This is a genomic window from Rhodomicrobium lacus, assembly GCF_003992725.1.
Taxonomy (GTDB): domain Bacteria; phylum Pseudomonadota; class Alphaproteobacteria; order Rhizobiales; family Rhodomicrobiaceae; genus Rhodomicrobium; species Rhodomicrobium lacus.
Window position 1 is genome coordinate 68,585 of sequence record NZ_RZNF01000002.1, and the last position, 16,311, is coordinate 84,895.

At 63.6% G+C, this 16,311-nt stretch carries 14 protein-coding genes; 9 read left to right on the forward strand and 5 right to left on the reverse strand.

Annotation, left to right across the window (positions count from 1 at the left end; all coding sequences use genetic code 11):
* The first annotated feature begins 294 nt into the window (after positions 1-294).
* The gene (locus tag EK416_RS01030; RefSeq protein ID WP_164729799.1) at positions 295-1,872 is read left to right on the forward strand and encodes a glycoside hydrolase family 3 N-terminal domain-containing protein; all 1,578 of its coding nucleotides are present in this window, start codon (positions 295-297) and stop codon (positions 1,870-1,872) included.
* A gap of 174 nt (positions 1,873-2,046) precedes the next feature.
* Here EK416_RS01030 and EK416_RS01035 read toward each other — a convergent pair whose 3' ends face one another.
* Positions 2,047-2,634 (reverse strand): cytochrome b/b6 domain-containing protein, encoded by a 588-nt coding sequence (locus tag EK416_RS01035; RefSeq protein WP_127075444.1) that lies wholly within the window; start codon positions 2,632-2,634, stop codon positions 2,047-2,049.
* On the reverse strand, positions 2,634-2,921 hold the full coding sequence (locus EK416_RS01040) for a PepSY domain-containing protein (RefSeq protein ID WP_127075446.1): 288 nt from the start codon (positions 2,919-2,921) through the stop codon (positions 2,634-2,636). The genes EK416_RS01035 and EK416_RS01040 overlap by 1 nt, the downstream gene beginning before the upstream one ends.
* A gap of 150 nt (positions 2,922-3,071) precedes the next feature.
* Between EK416_RS01040 and EK416_RS01045 the strand changes: the two genes are divergently transcribed.
* The 3 genes from EK416_RS01045 to EK416_RS01055 are packed head-to-tail and all read left to right on the forward strand — an operon-like array spanning position 3,072 to position 5,449.
* Entirely contained in the window at positions 3,072-3,380 is a 309-nt protein-coding gene (locus EK416_RS01045; protein ID WP_127075448.1) for a PepSY domain-containing protein, read from the forward strand.
* Positions 3,381-4,046, forward strand: a complete 666-nt coding sequence (locus EK416_RS01050) for a response regulator transcription factor (RefSeq protein WP_127075450.1) — start codon at positions 3,381-3,383, stop codon at positions 4,044-4,046.
* On the forward strand, positions 4,043-5,449 hold the full coding sequence (locus EK416_RS01055; RefSeq protein ID WP_127075452.1) for a sensor histidine kinase: 1,407 nt from the start codon (positions 4,043-4,045) through the stop codon (positions 5,447-5,449). The genes EK416_RS01050 and EK416_RS01055 overlap by 4 nt, the downstream gene beginning before the upstream one ends.
* Positions 5,450-5,770: 321 nt before the next feature.
* Here the strand turns inward: EK416_RS01055 and EK416_RS01060 are convergent, their stop codons facing one another.
* From EK416_RS01060 to trxA, 3 genes are all read right to left on the reverse strand, one after another.
* Positions 5,771-5,962 (reverse strand): Trm112 family protein, encoded by a 192-nt coding sequence (locus tag EK416_RS01060; protein WP_127075454.1) that lies wholly within the window; start codon positions 5,960-5,962, stop codon positions 5,771-5,773.
* A gap of 185 nt (positions 5,963-6,147) precedes the next feature.
* Entirely contained in the window at positions 6,148-6,843 is a 696-nt protein-coding gene (locus tag EK416_RS01065; RefSeq protein ID WP_127075456.1) for an LON peptidase substrate-binding domain-containing protein, read from the reverse strand.
* A gap of 3 nt (positions 6,844-6,846) precedes the next feature.
* Complete coding sequence (trxA, locus tag EK416_RS01070; RefSeq protein WP_127075458.1) at positions 6,847-7,761, reverse strand: thioredoxin; 915 nt, start codon at positions 7,759-7,761, stop codon at positions 6,847-6,849.
* Positions 7,762-8,406: 645 nt separating this feature from the next.
* On the opposite strand from trxA, the gene mdh reads away from it, so the two are divergent.
* From mdh to odhB, 5 genes are all read left to right on the forward strand, one after another.
* Positions 8,407-9,378, forward strand: a complete 972-nt coding sequence (gene mdh, locus EK416_RS01075) for a malate dehydrogenase (RefSeq protein WP_127075460.1) — start codon at positions 8,407-8,409, stop codon at positions 9,376-9,378.
* 106 nt (positions 9,379-9,484) lie between these two features.
* On the forward strand, positions 9,485-10,684 hold the full coding sequence (gene sucC, locus EK416_RS01080) for an ADP-forming succinate--CoA ligase subunit beta (protein ID WP_127075462.1): 1,200 nt from the start codon (positions 9,485-9,487) through the stop codon (positions 10,682-10,684).
* Between the two features lie 45 nt (positions 10,685-10,729).
* The gene (gene sucD / locus EK416_RS01085; protein ID WP_127075464.1) at positions 10,730-11,605 is read left to right on the forward strand and encodes a succinate--CoA ligase subunit alpha; all 876 of its coding nucleotides are present in this window, start codon (positions 10,730-10,732) and stop codon (positions 11,603-11,605) included.
* A 169-nt stretch (positions 11,606-11,774) separates the two neighbouring features.
* Positions 11,775-14,732 (forward strand): 2-oxoglutarate dehydrogenase E1 component, encoded by a 2,958-nt coding sequence (locus tag EK416_RS01090; protein ID WP_127075466.1) that lies wholly within the window; start codon positions 11,775-11,777, stop codon positions 14,730-14,732.
* A gap of 264 nt (positions 14,733-14,996) precedes the next feature.
* Positions 14,997-16,283: a 2-oxoglutarate dehydrogenase complex dihydrolipoyllysine-residue succinyltransferase gene (gene odhB, locus EK416_RS01095; protein WP_127075468.1), complete on the forward strand. Its 1,287-nt coding sequence runs from the start codon at positions 14,997-14,999 to the stop codon at positions 16,281-16,283.
* Positions 16,284-16,311: the final 28 nt, after the last annotated feature.

A 16,311-nucleotide genomic window follows, 5' to 3' on the forward strand; every position in this document is an offset into this window, starting at 1 on the left:
GTGTCCGTCTCATGGCGCGCGATCATGAAAAAGCCGGTGAGACAGCGTGTCTCGGGGCGCCGCATTTCGCCTCGGGCCGATGGGCGTCCGGCAAGCAAGTCAGCCCGCAACAAGATGATCCGCGCAGAAAGGCAATGCAGGGATTGCCGCCTCCCTCATCTTTTCTGTCGAAGCGAAACCCAAATGCATCTGCGGCGAAAGAAGCATGCATCTCGCGTCCCGCGTGCTGGAACGCAACCCAGCCATGCAATATCTTGCAACCGGCTGATTTGGGTGCGTGCGTTGGGGGCAGCGGTGCGATCAAGACTCGTCGCGCTTGGAGTTTTCGGTTTTTCGGGGGCGGCGATCGCCACGCCCGCTCCTTTGCCGGTGGTGTCTTCTTCCGCCGTCGTCATATTTGTCAACGATTTCGATGACGCGTTCTCCGGCACGGCGTCGCCACCTGGTCCTCGCGCCACTCCCGCCGAATGCCGCGCCCGCGCGCTGCAATATAGTGGCGGCGCGTGTGTGGCGGTCGAACAGCCGCCGCTCGCATCGCCGGTGAAGCCGCCCGCTTCCCCGTCGGTAAAACCTGCGCTCGCGCCCCAGCCGAAGCCGCAAACGGCGGCTCCGGCTTCGTCCTCGAAGGCTGCGGCGCCGCCCCGCACGCCGACCGCGCCGAACGTCCCAGCCGCAAGCGCCCCGCGTGCCGCGAACGAAAACGCAGGGGTTCCGCCAGCGGCGAAGCCGGTGGGGATGCAGACTTCGCGGATCGTCAACGGGCTGCCGAAAACCGACGTGGTGAAGGCCAGCGTCCCAAAAGCCGACGCGCAGAAAGGCGATGCCGCGAAAGCCTCTCTGCCGAATGCACCCGCCTCTTTGCGCGCGATGACCGGTCAACTGCTGCTTTCCGGCTTTTCCGGGCGGCGCGCGACCGATCCGGACGTCAGCCGCGTTCGTGCGGCTTTGGCGGCCGGGCGTCTTGCGGGCGTCGTGGTCGCCACGAGCAACATTTCATCCTCGGCCCAGCTCGGGGAGTTGCTTCGTCATCTGGGCGACACCGCAGCGGAGCCCGCCCTTATCGCCGTGGATCAGGAAGGCGGTCCCGAATCCGCGCTCGCCGAGGAGAAGGGGTTTACCTTCTATCCTTCTGCCAGGAATGTCGGACAGGGCCGAAACCTTGGCGAAGCGCGCGCGCTTTATCGGGAGATGGCGGGGGAAATGTCTTCGCTCGGCATCAGTCTCAACTTCGGTCCGGCGCTAGGGGCGTGCGGCGACAAGCGGGCCGATTTCTCGGCTCCGTGCTTTGCCGCGACGGAGCCGCGCGCCAGGGCGTTCGCGGCCACATTCACGCGCGGCCACCATGACCGCGCGGTTCTGACTGCGCTTCGCGCCGAGCCGTTCGGCGCAGGCCGCGCGACGGCAGCGTGGCGGCGCGAGCGCGCGAGCACCGCCATGCTGCAAGCCGTCGCGAAGGTCGATACGGCCGATGCCGCGATCCTGCGCATGAAGGCTGCTGAGGGAGCGTTGCCGGTCGCGGTCGCAAGCCTGTATCAATCGCTCCGACCAGGCGAGAGCAGAATTCGGCGCCACATGGCGTTCGGCGGAGCAATTATCGCCGATCTCGACCTCGGCACGGGGGGCGCGCCGTTGCGCCACGGTGAAGCGGTCGTGTCCGCACTGGCCGCGGGCGCTGATCTCGTGCTTGTGCGGGCCACGCCCGACGTCCCGCAAGATCTCGACGAGACCGTTTACGAGGCGGTGGAAGCGGCGGTGGTTACGGGGCGGCTGTCGCGCGCGCGGGTCGAGGACGCCTGGCGTCACGTGCTTTCGCTGAAGTCACGCCTGCGCACTATCCGCCAGCGGATGCAGGTTGCGACCGCCCTGCGGTAGAAGCGTTCGAGCCGAGGCGCTCATGCGCAAGGCGACCTGAGCGGCAAACAGCAATATACAGAATATCCCGAAGGATGCTGCAGCGTCATGCCATACGACGCTGCAGATTTATGGTGTCGATCGGCTTTGGTTGCGTCAAATCGATGCCGATTCAAGCAGGGCTGATCCGACGCTCTACGCCCGTGGTGCGTCGGTGCCGATTTCGCTTCTCTTGCGCCCGGTAATCATCGCGCGGGCGAGGTTCTCGCCATGTTCGATGCTCGCCCAGATAACGCCGACGATATGGAGACCGATCAGCACCAGCATGCCGTTGGCAAAGGCTTCGTGCACCTCTTCCAGATCATGCGAGCCCCAGCCCGTTTTCGTCGTCATCATGTAACCCGTGGTGCAGGTGCCCACGAGCGCCGCGATGAGCAGCAGGATCATGATGCCTCCCGCAGGGTTATGGCCGAGATAGCGGCGGCCCTTGAAGGACAATGCGTCCTTGAGATAGGCGACGACCGTCGCCGGGGATTTCACGAAATCGGTGAAGCGGGCATGTTTCGTCCCGATGAAGCCCCACACGATGCGCAAACCGACGAGCGCCGCGATGGTATAGCCGACCACGACATGCACGCGCTCGACCTCGTCGCCCGTCGCGAAGGCCGCGATGAACAGGCCGACGAGCGACCAGTGGAAGACCCGCACGAACGGATCCCACACCTTGACCGTTGCCGGCGGCGTCGCGCCGCCGGATTCGATCGCCTGTTGGGCGATGGTCATCAGTCGTCGTCCCTCTTGGTCTCGACGATCTTCGCGTTTGTCGGATCGACGAACAACTCGATGCGCTCACCGGTCTTGTCGACGGCGTAAAGTTCGCCACATGCCTTTTTCAGCTTGGCCTTGCGAACCTTGTAGCCTTGCTCTTCGACCTTCGCTTGAAGATCGGCGATCTTGAGCCATTGAGCCTCGGGCGCGCTCGTGCAGGGTCGGGACGGATCGCTCGCGTTTGCAGCGGTCGCTGCCGCGCAGACGGCAAGGGCTGACAGAACAAGGGGAAGTTTCCGCATCTGAAGTCTCCGGGATTGGATTGGCTCGGGGCACCATTGCCCGGCCGATGATCAATCCATGGCAGAGAGGCCATGACGGCAGCCTGTTGAGCGATGTCAGCAACCTGTCAGCGATGCGATGAGATAGTTGGCGCAAAAGGAAGGCTTTCGATGCGTGTGCCGCTGAGGATCATCTTCGCTACGCTGATCGCGTTCGGCGCGCCCGCGTCGACGCTCGCCCATTCCGACGATGACCACGACGCGGCGCTGGAAGCCGTCGAAAAGAAGGACATCCTGCAACTGGCCGACATCCTGGGCGCGGTAAAGGACAGGCTGCCGGGCGAGGTTGTCGGCATCGAAATCGAGCGCAAGCACGGCGTGTGGTATTATGAACTTCGCACCGTGGACAAGTCGGGCCGGATCTTCGAGGTCTATGTCGATGCGAAGACCGCCGAAATCGCAAGGATCAAGGAAAAATAGATGCGCGTGCTTCTTGTCGAGGACGACCGGCGCATCGCCGACGATGTGGGGCGCGCGCTTCAGGCGAGCGGTTATGTCGTGGAAAGGGCGGAGGAGGGCGAAGACGCCTGGTTTCGCGGCGATACGGAAGATTACGCCGCCGTCATTCTCGATCTCGGCCTGCCGCGCATGGACGGGCTTTCCGTGCTGAAGCGCTGGCGTGCCGCCGACCGGCGCATGCCGGTGCTCATTCTCACAGCCCGCGGAAGCTGGGCGGAGCGTGTCGACGGCATCGACGCGGGCGCGGACGACTATCTTCCGAAGCCGTTCCACATGGAAGAGCTTCTCTCCCGGCTGCGCGCGATCATTCGCCGGTCGGCTGGGGCGGCGTCCTCGCTCGTCGCCGTCGGCGATGTGACGATCGACGACCGCCAGATGCGCGTGAGCGTGCGGGGCGTGCCCGTGGCGCTCTCGGCGCTGGAATATCGCGTCATAGCCTTTCTCGTGCTGCATCGCGGCCGCGTCGTGCCGCAGCATGAGCTTGAGGAGGCCGTCTACGGCCACGACGAGGACCACGATTCGAACGCCCTTGAGGTTCTGGTCGGGCGGGTGAGGCGCAAGCTCGGTGTGCCCCTGATCGGGACTCGGCGCGGCTTCGGCTACATTGTCGAAGAACCGTCGCCATGACGGGGTCGTCGCTTCGGCTGCGACTGATCATAGGCGGGATGGCGGCCATTCTCCTCGCCCTGACCGTTGCGGGCGGCGGGCTCGTCCATCTCTTCAAGCGCCATGTCGCGCGCACCATCGCCGACGATCTCAACCTTCATCTGAGCCAGATCCTCGCCGCGCTCGACGTGAACCCGGACGGTACGCTTGTCCTTACGCGAAAGCCGGGCGATCCCCGCTTCGAGGTGCCACTGTCGGGGCTCTACTGGCAGGTCGGCGACGATCGCGGGCAACTCTTGCGGTCGCGCTCGCTGTGGGATGCGACGCTGCCCATCGCCGCCGACGCCATCGCGCCGGGCGAGGAACATCGGCATATCCTGCAGGGGCCGGGAAGCGCCGAGGTGCTCGCCGCGGAGCGAAGCGTCGTCCTGACCTTGGGTGAGCGCAAGATGATGGTGCGGGTTGCCGTTGCGGCGAGCCTTGCCGGCGTCTCGAAGGCGGCGGCGGCCTTCACGCGCGACCTCGCCGTCGCGCTTGCGATCCTCGGCGCAGTCCTGACGGGGGCGACCATCCTTCAGGTGAGTCTCGGGCTTCGACCGCTCGACCGGCTGCGCCGGGGCGTCGCCGACATTCGCGCGGGCCGCGTCATGACCCTGCCTATGGCAGTGCCTTCCGAGGTGCAGCCGCTTGTCGAGGAAATGAATGCACTGCTCGACAGTCAGGAACGTGAGATCGAGCGCTCGCGCGGGCGCGCGGCGGACCTTGCGCATGGCCTCAAGACGCCGCTCGCCGCGCTTTCGGCCGATGCGCGCCGCTTGCGAGAGCAGGGCGAGAGCCAGATCGCGGATGATATAGAGGGCGTTGTCGCCGCGATGGGCCGTCACGTGGATCGCGAACTGGCGCGGGCGCGGGTCCGTGGCGTCGGCGGTCGCAGCTCGAGCCGCTCCACGCCGCTGGCACCGCTTCTGGCCTCTCTGATCGCAACGCTTGGCCGAACGCCCGAAGGTGCGCGCGTCCATTTCGAGACGACCGTTGCCTTTGATTTCGCGGTTCCCATGGATCGAACCGATCTTGCCGAAGTGCTCGGAAACCTGCTGGAAAACGCGGCGCGGCATGCGACCGCGCGCGTTCTCGTTTCGGCGGCGGCGGACGAGGGCGGCGGGCGCCTTCGGATCACGGTCGAGGACGATGGCGCAGGGATCGCGCCGGAGGTGTGCGGTCGGGTGATGGAGCGGGGCGTCCGCCTGGACGAGCGCGAGCGCGGCGCCGGATTGGGGCTGGCCATCGTGCAGGACGTGCTCGATGCCTATGGCTGGGGACTCTCGCTGGAGGCGTCGCCGGCGCTCGGCGGATTGCGGGCGACGGTCGAGGGCGGTCGGACTCCCAAATCCGGGGCGGCGTTGGCGGGTGTGTCTTCGGCCTGAATCCAAACGATGCCCGCGACGTCGCAAATCTGTGACATCAGCGTGGTATGTGTCGGGCTTGGGCAGTGTGCGGAGGGGCTTCGGGCATGAGCGGGAGGTTCGAGACCGCAGGATGACCAGCGCGCGACGGCGCGCTCGCCATGGATGCTGAAAGTCTGCGAAATCGGCTCGGAGCGCGGAAACCTTCTACTGAAACGCTTGGAGCGTTGAACAAGCGGCGAGTTTCACGAGGGGCTGTTTCAGCCAAAATCGCCGCAGGTATAGTCGAGCGGGCGCCATCGGCGATGTGCGACCGCTTGTCGTGCGCCTTGCAGGCTTGTGTCAGGCCGGGAGCTTGCGGGCCTCTTCCGGGAGCATCACCGGAATCCCCTTGCGAACCGGGTAGGCGAGCCCGGCGGACTGACTCAGGAGTTCGCCCGCATTCCGGTCGTAAACGAGCGGCTCTTTGGTGATCGGGCACACAAGGATTTCGAGGAGAACGGGATCGAGTTCTTCTTTTGGCGCGACGTCCATCGTTAACCTTTCAGTCAGTTCGGTCGGGCGAAGCCCGAGGCGGGATTAGAATAGCTCTTGGACACAAGTTACGCAATTTTGCGAGCAAATTTCCAGTCGCTCGTATTTAACGCGCCCCTGCATCGCTTGAAAGCGTTGAAAACTGGCAGATCGTTTTGTCCGCGATGTGCATGGTGTGGGGCGTTTCAGTGCAGACTGGTTCCGGTGCCGGACCCGGGTGCGGCAATTTCCATCTCCGCCAGAGCCATCAGCACCTCTGCGCGCGCCTTGAGATCGGCAGCTTCCAGCAGCGCCTGCTTCTCCTCCGGGCCGTAAGGGCTTATCATCGACAGCGTGTTGATGAGAAGCTCCGTCGGCGACCGCTGGATGCTCTCCCAGTCGGCGGTGAGTTTCCTTGCGTCGAGATAAGCCCGGAGCACGTCGACGAATTTCGGCCAGTCGACGGCGTCTTGGCCGTATCCGCGAATAAGATCGGTTTCATACGGGCGGTAACTTGCATCGCAGATACGATACGGCTTTGAAGTCTGCGTTTCGCCAACGATATCGAAACGGCAGACGCCGGTCAGCGTGATGAGAAGGCGTCCGTCGTCGGTTTCGGAGAAAGCCGACAGGCGCCCGACGCACCCCGTCGCCCGCAGCGGAAAACCCTTCGCGGGCGGCGATTCTTCCTCGGCGGGCAGAGGCTGGACGATGCCGATGAGACGGTTCCCCGCGATCGCATCCTCGACCATCGACAGATAACGCGGCTCGAAGACATTCAGCGGAAGGTTGGAGCGCGGCAGCAGGATGCATCCCTGCAAGGGAAACACGGGGATAGTCGCCGGGAGATCGGAGAGCGTCCGGTATCGTTCGGTGATGCCCACGGGAACGTCCCTCTTCATGTCTCAGGCGAAAAGAATCGACGACAGGCGCTGGCGTCCGCTTTGAGTCAACGGATCCTTAGGCCCCCATGCTTCGAAAAGTTCCACAAGCTGTTGTCTTGCCGCATCGTCGTTCCAGCTGCGATCCTTCCGCACGATCTCGAAGAGCTGGTCGAGCGCTTCCTCGCGTTTGCCTTTCGCGACGAGCGCGAGCGCGAGCTTGAAGCGGGCGTCCCAGTCGCGCGGATTTGCGGCGATCGCCTGTTCCAGCGGCGCGGTGTCGGCGGAAGGCTCGGCCTTCTTCGCAAGTTCGAGCGCCGCTTTCGCTGAAAGGTAGGCAGCTGCGGTCTGCTTTGCGGGCGGGGTCATGGCCAGAACCTGCTCGGCCCGCGCCATGTCGCCAAGGCGCACGTAGCATTTCGCCAGTCCGCCGATCGCATCCGCGTTCTCACGGTCGTTCTTGAGCACGGCTCCGTAAAGTTGCGCTGCGCCCGCGATGTCGCCTTCGTCAAACAAGCGCTGCGCCTCGTCGATACCCGCCAGATCGTCGGCGTCGGGACCGATGAGCCGCTCGACGAACGCTTTCACCTGGCTTTCCGGCAACGCGCCCATGAAGCCGTCAACGGGTTGGCCCTGCGAGAATGCGAAGACCGCGGGGATGGACTGAATCTGAAGCTGGCCCGCCACTTCCGGGTGCTCGTCGATATTCATCTTGACGAGCCGCACCTTGCCTTTCGAGGCGCGGACGACCTTTTCGAGAATGGGTGTGAGCTGCTTGCAAGGGCCGCACCAGGGCGCCCAGAAATCGACGATCACGGGTACCTTCCGCGATGCCTCGATCACGTCCGCCACGAAGGTTGCCGTGGTGGTGTTCTTGATGATGTCGCTCGTGTTGTCCGCCGGTTTAGCGGCACCGCCGCCGAGAAGCGAAATCGCCATCGTTGAATCACCCGAAAATGTGCACTTGATGAGCGGCGGATCGACCGCCGGAAATTTCGCGCCTTACATGGGCTTTCCGCGAACCGCCGACAAGCACGAAATCGGCTGTTGCAACCTTTTGCGGCAAAACGAACGCCGCTTTTATGCTCCGACTACGTCTGTTTCGCCGTTGCCTTCTCCGGCGAGGTTCTGTTGCGGAGAAGCGTGTGCCTCGGCTCGGCGCGCTCCAAGGCGTTCGTTTGCGGTCTCCGATGTGCTGCGCGGTTTCTACCCGCGAGGAAAGAGATGGCGCGGGCCACGTCGCCGAGCCAGAGCACGGCACCCTCGCCGCATAAGACATATAATCATATTCGGAAACCGTCCGTTCGGCGGCTCCGCATGCATTCGCCTTCAATACGGGGCTAATCGCAGACATTTTCGGCGGAATTCGGGAATCGAATAAACTCTTTTGCAATTTAATTGTGAAATCCGCTGCGATCTTCGCAGTGCGCGGCTTCAATTGGTCCTACCGGGCGACCCGCGCGGAGTGGTAAACTTGCCGTCACTTGTCTTGCCGCAAGCGTGAAATGCGAGTAACGGAACGCGAGCGCAGCATTTTCCCGCGGCGGAGACGCACGCGAGCCACACTAAAGACAGGAGAACGGCATGGCACGGGCCAAAATCGCACTCATCGGGTCAGGCATGATCGGGGGCACGCTTGCCCATTTGATCGGCCTCAAGGAACTTGGCGACGTGGTGCTGTTCGACATCGCCGAAGGGCTGCCGCAGGGCAAGGCGCTCGACATCGCCGAATCCGCACCGGTCGACGGCTTCAACGCGGGCTTTCAGGGCGTCAACGACTACGCCGACATCAAGGGCGCCGACGTCGTGATCGTGACGGCAGGCGTGCCGCGCAAGCCCGGCATGAGCCGGGACGACCTTCTCGAAATCAATCTGAAGGTGATGGAGCAGGTTGGCGCGGGCATCAAGAAGTATGCCCCTGACGCCTTCGTCATCTGTATCACCAATCCGCTCGACGCCATGGTGTGGGCGTTGCAGCGCGTGTCGGGTCTCCCGAAAAACCAGATCGTCGGCATGGCGGGCGTGCTCGACTCGTCGCGCTTCCGCTACTTCCTCGCGCGCGAGTTCGACGTCTCGGTTGAAGACGTGACGGCCTTCGTGCTCGGCGGCCACGGCGACACGATGGTTCCGCTGACGCGTTATACAACGGTCGCGGGTATCCCGCTTCCCGACCTCGTCAAGCTGAACTGGATCACGCATGAGCGCCTGAACGAGATTGTGCAGCGCACGCGCGACGGTGGCGCCGAAGTCGTGAAGCTGCTCAAGACCGGCTCGGCCTATTACGCTCCGGCTGCCTCGGCGGTTGCGATGGCGGAATCCTACCTCAAGGACCAGAAGCGCGTGCTTCCCTGCGCCGCCTATCTGACCGGCGAATATGGCGTGAAGGGGCTCTATATCGGCGTGCCGACCGTGATCGGCGCGAAGGGCATGGAACGCGTGATCGAAATCGATCTCAACACGCACGAGCGCCTCGATTTCAACCGTTCCGTCGAAGCGGTGAAGGGCCTCGTCGAAGCCTGTGTGCGCATCGCGCCCGGTCTTGCCCAAACCGCCTGACCTAGACGAAAGCCGCCTTGCAGGCGGCTTTTTTTTCCGGCTGTGTAAGCCAAGTTTTTGCGGCGCACACGCCGACAGCCCACTCCCACACATTCGAGAGTGCATCATGAACGTTCATGAATATCAGGCGAAAGCCATCCTGAAAGAATACGGCGTGCCGGTGCCGAAGGGCCATGCAGCCTTCACGCCCGAGGAAGCTTTCGCGGTTGCGAAGGAACTCGGCGGTCCCATCAGCGTCGTGAAGGCCCAGATCCATGCGGGCGGTCGCGGCAAGGGCTCGTTCAAGGAGCCGGAAGCGGGCGAGAAGGGCGGCGTTCGCATCGCCAAGTCGTTCGACGACGTCCGCACCTTCGCGGACGAGATGCTTGGCCGCACGCTCGTGACCGTGCAGACCGGCCCGGAAGGCCGCGTCGTGAAGCGTCTCCTCATCGAAGAGGGCGCCGCCATCAAGCGCGAACTCTATCTCTCCTTCCTCGTGGATCGCGCGACGAGCCGCGTGGCCGTGATCGCCTCGACCGAGGGCGGCATGGACATCGAGGAAGTGGCTCACCACTCGCCCGAGAAGATCCTCACCTTCTCCATCGATCCGGCGTCGGGCTATTCGCAGTTCCACGGTCGCAAGGTGGCTTTCGCGCTCGGCCTCGAAGGCGATCAGGTCAAGCAGTGCGTGAAGCTGATCGGCAGCCTCTACAAGGCTTTCGTCGAGAAGGACATGAGCCAGCTCGAAATCAACCCGCTGATCGTGACCGAGAAGGGCGACCTCGTCTGCCTCGACGCGAAGCTGAACTTCGACAGTAACGCGCTGTACCGTCATCCCGAGATCGTGGCTCTGCGCGACCTTGAAGAAGAAGACCCGGCGGAAGTGCTCGCGTCCCGCTACGACCTGTCCTACGTGAAGCTCGACGGCAGCATCGGCTGCCTCGTGAACGGCGCGGGCCTCGCCATGGCGACGATGGACATCATCAAGCTCTACGGCGCGGAGCCCGCGAACTTCCTCGACGTCGGCGGCGGCGCGACCAAGGAAAAGGTGACGGAAGCCTTCAAGATCATCCTGTCCGACCCGAACGTGAAGGGCATCCTCGTCAACATCTTCGGCGGCATCATGCGCTGCGACATCATCGCGGAAGGCGTGCTCGCTGCTGCCCGCGAAATGAGCCTCAAGGTGCCGCTCGTCGTGCGTCTCGAAGGCACGAACGTCGAACTCGGCAAGGAGATCATTCGCAATTCGGGGCTCGCCGTGATCCCGGCCGACAACCTCGCGGACGCCGCCGAAAAGATCGTGGCCGAGGTGAAGAAGGCCGCCTGAACGGCGCGCCCCACCTCCCAGACGCCCCATTTCAAGGAATAGATTATGGCCATCCTCGTCGACAAAAACACAAAGGTGATCTGCCAGGGCTTCACCGGCGCGCAGGGCACCTTCCACTCCGAACAGGCAATCGCATACGGCACGCAGATGGTGGGCGGTGTAACGCCTGGCAAAGGCGGCTCCACCCATCTGGGCCTGCCCGTGTTCGACACCGTGCTCGACGCCGTCCAGAAGACCGGCGCGAACGCCACCGCGATCTACGTGCCGCCTCCGTTCGCGGCCGACGCCATCCTCGAAGCGATCGATGCGGAGATCCCGCTCATCGTGACCATCACCGAGGGCATCCCGGTCGAGGACATGATCAAGGTTAAGCGCGCGCTCGACGGTTCGAAGTCGCGCCTCATCGGCCCGAACTGCCCCGGCGTCATCACGCCCGGCGAGTGCAAGATCGGCATCATGCCCGGTCATATCCACAAGCGCGGCAGCGTCGGCATTGTCTCGCGCTCCGGCACGCTTACCTATGAGGCTGTCCATCAGACGACGCTCGCCGGCCTCGGGCAGACGACCTGCATCGGCATCGGCGGCGATCCTGTGAAGGGGACCGAACATATCGATGTGCTCGAAATGCTGCTCGCCGACGACGAGACGCAATCGATCATCATGATCGGTGAAATCGGCGGCTCGGCGGAGGAGGAAGCGGCGGAATTCTACAAGACATCCTCGCGCAAGAAGCCGATTGTAGGCTTCATCGCGGGCGTCACCGCACCTCCCGGCCGTCGTATGGGCCACGCTGGCGCGATTATTGCTGGCGGCAAAGGCTCAGCTGGCGACAAGATCGAGGCGATGAGGTCCGCCGGCATCGTCGTGTCTCCTTCGCCCGCCGCACTCGGGAGCACGCTCGTCGAGGTTCTCAAAGGCTGATCCGCCGAAAGGTGGGGCGGACAGCCATTCACCGATGGCGCGCATGGCTCCTCGTTTTGGGGTATGCCGCCTATTCGGTAACCAGAATGTGAGAGCAAATTTTGCGCAAGTGCGCGCGAAATTTGCTCTATGTCCGCTCTAAATGCCTTTTGGGTAATTGGTGATCGAAGTGAGACGGGAAAACCTCAACGAAGCGTTCGCGAGGACATCGTTTCTGCACGGTGCTAACGCGGCCTACATCGAAGACCTCTACGAGCGCTTTCAGGAGAACCCCGGCGCGGTTACCGCAGACTGGCGCGCCTTTTTCACCGATCTGAAAGAACGCCGCGACACGGTGGACGCCGAAGCTCTCGGGCCCTCGTGGAAGCCGAAGAACGGGCACAGCGACGAAGACGGCGACCTGCTGAACGCTCTTGCCGCCGACTGGGGACCGGAAGAGGGGCTTCCGATAAATCGCCGCATTCAGGCGAAGGCTCAGCAGCACGGCGTCGAGATCACCCGCGAGGAAGCGTTCCGGGCCACGCGCGAAAGCGTGCGCGCGCTCATGCTCATCAGGGCCTATCGCGTCAACGGCCATCTCATCGGCAATCTCGACCCGCTGCACATCTCTCCTCCCGGCTCGCACCCCGAACTCGATCCGAAGACCTACGGCTTCACCGAAGCCGACCTCGATCACCAGATTTACATCGACAACGTGCTCGGCCTCGAAACCGCGAGCCTGCGCCAGATCATCGAGATCCTGAAGCGGACCTATAGCGGGACGATCGGTTTCGAGTTCATGCACATCTCGTCGCCGGAGCAGAAGCTCTGGATTCAGGAGCGCATCGAAGGCCCCGACAAGGAAGTCGAGTTTACAGCGCTCGGCAAGCGCGCGATCCTGACGAAGCTCGTTCACGCCGAGGGTTTCGAGCGCTTCCTCGACAAGAAATATACCGGCACGAAGCGTTTCGGCCTCGAAGGCGGCGAAGCGGCGATCCCCGCGCTCGAACAGATCATCAAGCGCGGCGGCCAGCTCGGCGTGAAGGAAATCGTGATCGGCATGCCGCATCGCGGGCGCCTCAACGTGCTGACCAATGTGATGGGCAAGCCTTTCCGCGCGCTGTTCCACGAGTTCAAGGGCGGCTCCGCAAATCCGGAGGACGTCGAAGGCTCGGGCGACGTGAAGTATCACCTTGGCGTGTCCAGCGACCGCGAATTCGATGGCAATTCGGTGCACCTGTCGCTCACCGCGAATCCGTCGCATCTCGAAATCGTGGACCCGGTCGTGCTCGGCAAGGTGCGCGCGAAGCAGGATCAGCTCGGCGACAAGTCCCGCACCGAGGTCTTGCCGCTGCTGCTGCATGGCGACGCCGCTTTCGCGGGGCAGGGGGTCGTCGCGGAGTGCTTCGGCCTGTCGGGGCTTAAAGGGCACCGCACCGGCGGCTCGATCCATTTCATCGTCAACAATCAGATCGGCTTCACCACGGCGCCGCGCTTCTCGCGCTCTTCGCCCTATCCGTCGGACATCGCGCGCATGATCGAGGCGCCGATCTTCCACGTGAACGGCGACGACCCCGAGGCCGTGGTCTATTGCGCGCGCGTCGCGACCGAGTTCCGCCAGCGCTTCCACAAGCCGGTCGTGATCGATATGATCTGCTACCGGCGGCATGGCCATAACGAGGGCGACGAGCCGTCCTTCACGCAGCCGCTCATGTACAAGAAGATCCGCCAGCAGCCGAGCGTGGTGGCGATCTACTCGAAGCGGCTCGCCGATGAAAACCTCGTCAAGGAGGAAGAGGCCGAGAAGCTGAAGTCCACCTTCTGGGACAAGCTCGAACAGGAATTCATCGCGTCTGAAAGCTACCGCCCGAACAAGGCCGACTGGCTCGATGGCCGCTGGTCGTCGATCACGCTTCCCGAGGAAGGCCCGCGTCGCGGCAATACCGGCGTCGATCTCGACACGCTGCGCCGCATCGGCGAGAAGCTCACCGAGGTGCCGAAGGGCTTCACCGCGCACAAGACGATCGAACGCTTCCTCGCCAACCGCCGCAAGATGATCGAGGACGGCAAGGGCATCGACTGGTCGATGGCGGAGGCGCTCGCCTTCGGCACGCTCCTCGATGAGGGCTATCCCGTGCGCCTCTCGGGTCAGGACGTGGAACGCGGCACCTTCTCCCAGCGACATGCCGTGCTCACCGATCAGGAGAACGAGGAACAGTTCACGCCGCTGAATCACCTCTCCGACAAGCAGTCGCGCATCGAGATCGTGAATTCGATGCTCTCGGAAGAGGCGGTGCTCGGCTTCGAATACGGCTACAGCCTCGCGGAGCCCAACGCGCTCGTGCTCTGGGAAGCGCAGTTCGGCGATTTCGCGAACGGCGCGCAGGTGGTCATCGACCAGTTTCTCGCGAGCGGCGAGCGCAAATGGCTTCGCATGTCGGGTCTCGTTCTCCTGCTGCCGCACGGCTATGAAGGCCAGGGGCCCGAACACTCCTCCGCGCGTCTCGAACGCTACCTTCAGCTTTCGGCGGAGGACAATTGGCAGGTTGCCAATTGCACCACGCCCGCGAACTACTTCCACATCCTGCGCCGCCAGCTTCATCGCAGCTTCAGGAAGCCGCTGATCCTGATGACGCCGAAGTCGCTGCTCAGGCACAAGCGCGTGGTTTCCTCGCTCGAAAAGTTCGGTCCCGGAACGACGTTCCACCGCGTGCTCTGGGACAGCGCGCAGGTCGGCAAGAGCGAGACGGTGAAGCTCGTCCGCGACGAGGATATCAAGCGCGTCGTGCTCTGCACCGGCAAGGTCTACTACGACCTGTTCGAGGAACGCGAGAGCCGTGGCACCAACGATATCTACCTGATGCGTCTGGAGCAGCTCTACCCGTTCCCGGCGCGTGCGCTCATTCAGGAACTGTCGCGCTTCCCGAACGCCGAAATCGTCTGGTGTCAGGAAGAGCCGAAGAATCAGGGCGCATGGACATTCGTCGAAAGCAACATCGAGTGGGTGCTCGATCACATCGGCGCGGATACGCGGCGCCCCCGCTATATCGGGCGGCCTGCCTGCGCATCGACAGCAGCAGGTTTGATGAGCAAGCACACGGCGGAGTTGCACGCGTTCCTCGACGAGGCCCTGACGGTGCAGGGCTGAGCCGGCGCGCGAGATCGATCCGCGAGCGGTACGAAGCCTTCGCGGATCGGGTCCGATATCGACGGGGGCGCCGCTTGCGGCTTCGAGCCGGGCGCCTCTGGAGCCTTGCGAGCGGCATCGCTCGGCAGGGACAAAACAGGACATGAGGGCGCGACCGCCTTTCAATCGAGGGGTGGCCACGGTCTGTTTTCAGGGGGCTTCCGGGCGCTTCGGGGCTCGGAGCGGCAATAGGGCCTCGGCGCGAGGCTGTTGAAGGATTAGTGCATGACCACGGAAATCGTCGTTCCCACTCTTGGCGAGTCAGTCACAGAAGCGACCATCGGCCGATGGTTCAAGAAGCCGGGCGACGCCGTGAAGGCCGATGAGGCTCTGGCCGAGCTTGAGACCGACAAGGTCACGCTCGAAGTGAACGCGCCCGCGGCCGGTGTCATCGCCGAAATTCTGGTGAAGGAGGGTGAAACCGTCGGCGTCGGCGCTCTCCTCGGCACGATTGCGGAAGGTGCCGGTGCTGCCGCGAACGGGGTTTCCAAGGCCGCCGAGAAGCCTGTTCAGGCCCCTGTCGCTTCCGCCGCTCAAGCTGCCACCCCCAGCCCTGCTCAGACCGCTTCGCCCCGCTCGCCGAACGTCGACGTGCTTGCGCCGTCCGTCCGCCGTATCGCAGAGGAAACAGGCATCAATCCCGCAACGGTTTCGGGAACGGGCAAGGACGGTCGCGTGACCAAAGGCGACATGCTCTCCGTGATCGAAGGCGGGGCTGCCTCCACCCAGCCGTCGGCCGCGCCAGCCGCTTTCTTCGAAAAGATCGCCGCGCCGGCCCCTGCTCCCCGTCCCGCCGCGCCGCGCACACTCGAAGCGCGCGAGGAACGCGTGCGTATGACGAAGCTTCGCCAGACCATCGCTCGCCGTCTGAAGGAGGCCCAGAACACCGCCGCCATGCTCACCACCTTCAACGAGGTGGATATGTCGACGATCATGGACCTGCGCAACCGCTACAAGACGATTTTCGAGAAGAAGCACGGTACGAAGCTCGGCTTCATGGGTTTCTTCGTGAAGGCGGTGCTGCATGCTCTGCACGACGTCCCGAGCGTGAACGCGGAGATCGACGGCGACGACATCATTTACAAGAATTTCTATCACATCGGCATCGCGGTCGGGACGGATCGCGGCCTGGTGGTGCCGGTCGTGCGCGACGCGGACCAGAAGTCCATCGCCGACATCGAGAAGGAGATCGCGGGCTTTGGCCTGAAGGCGCGCGACGGCAAGCTCAGCCTTGAAGAAATGCAGGGCGGCACCTTCACCATCTCGAACGGCGGTGTCTATGGCTCGCTCATGTCGACGCCGATCCTGAACGCGCCGCAATCGGGCATTCTCGGCATGCACAAGATCCAGGAACGGCCCGTGGTCGTAAACGGCAAGATCGAGATCCGCCCGATGATGTACCTCGCGCTGTCCTACGATCACCGGCTCGTCGACGGCAAGGAGGCCGTGACCTTCCTCGTGCATGTGAAGGACGCGCTGGAAGATCCGCAGCGTCTCATTCTCGACCTTTAGAGCGCCGGGATCGGCGCGCGGGCTCTTC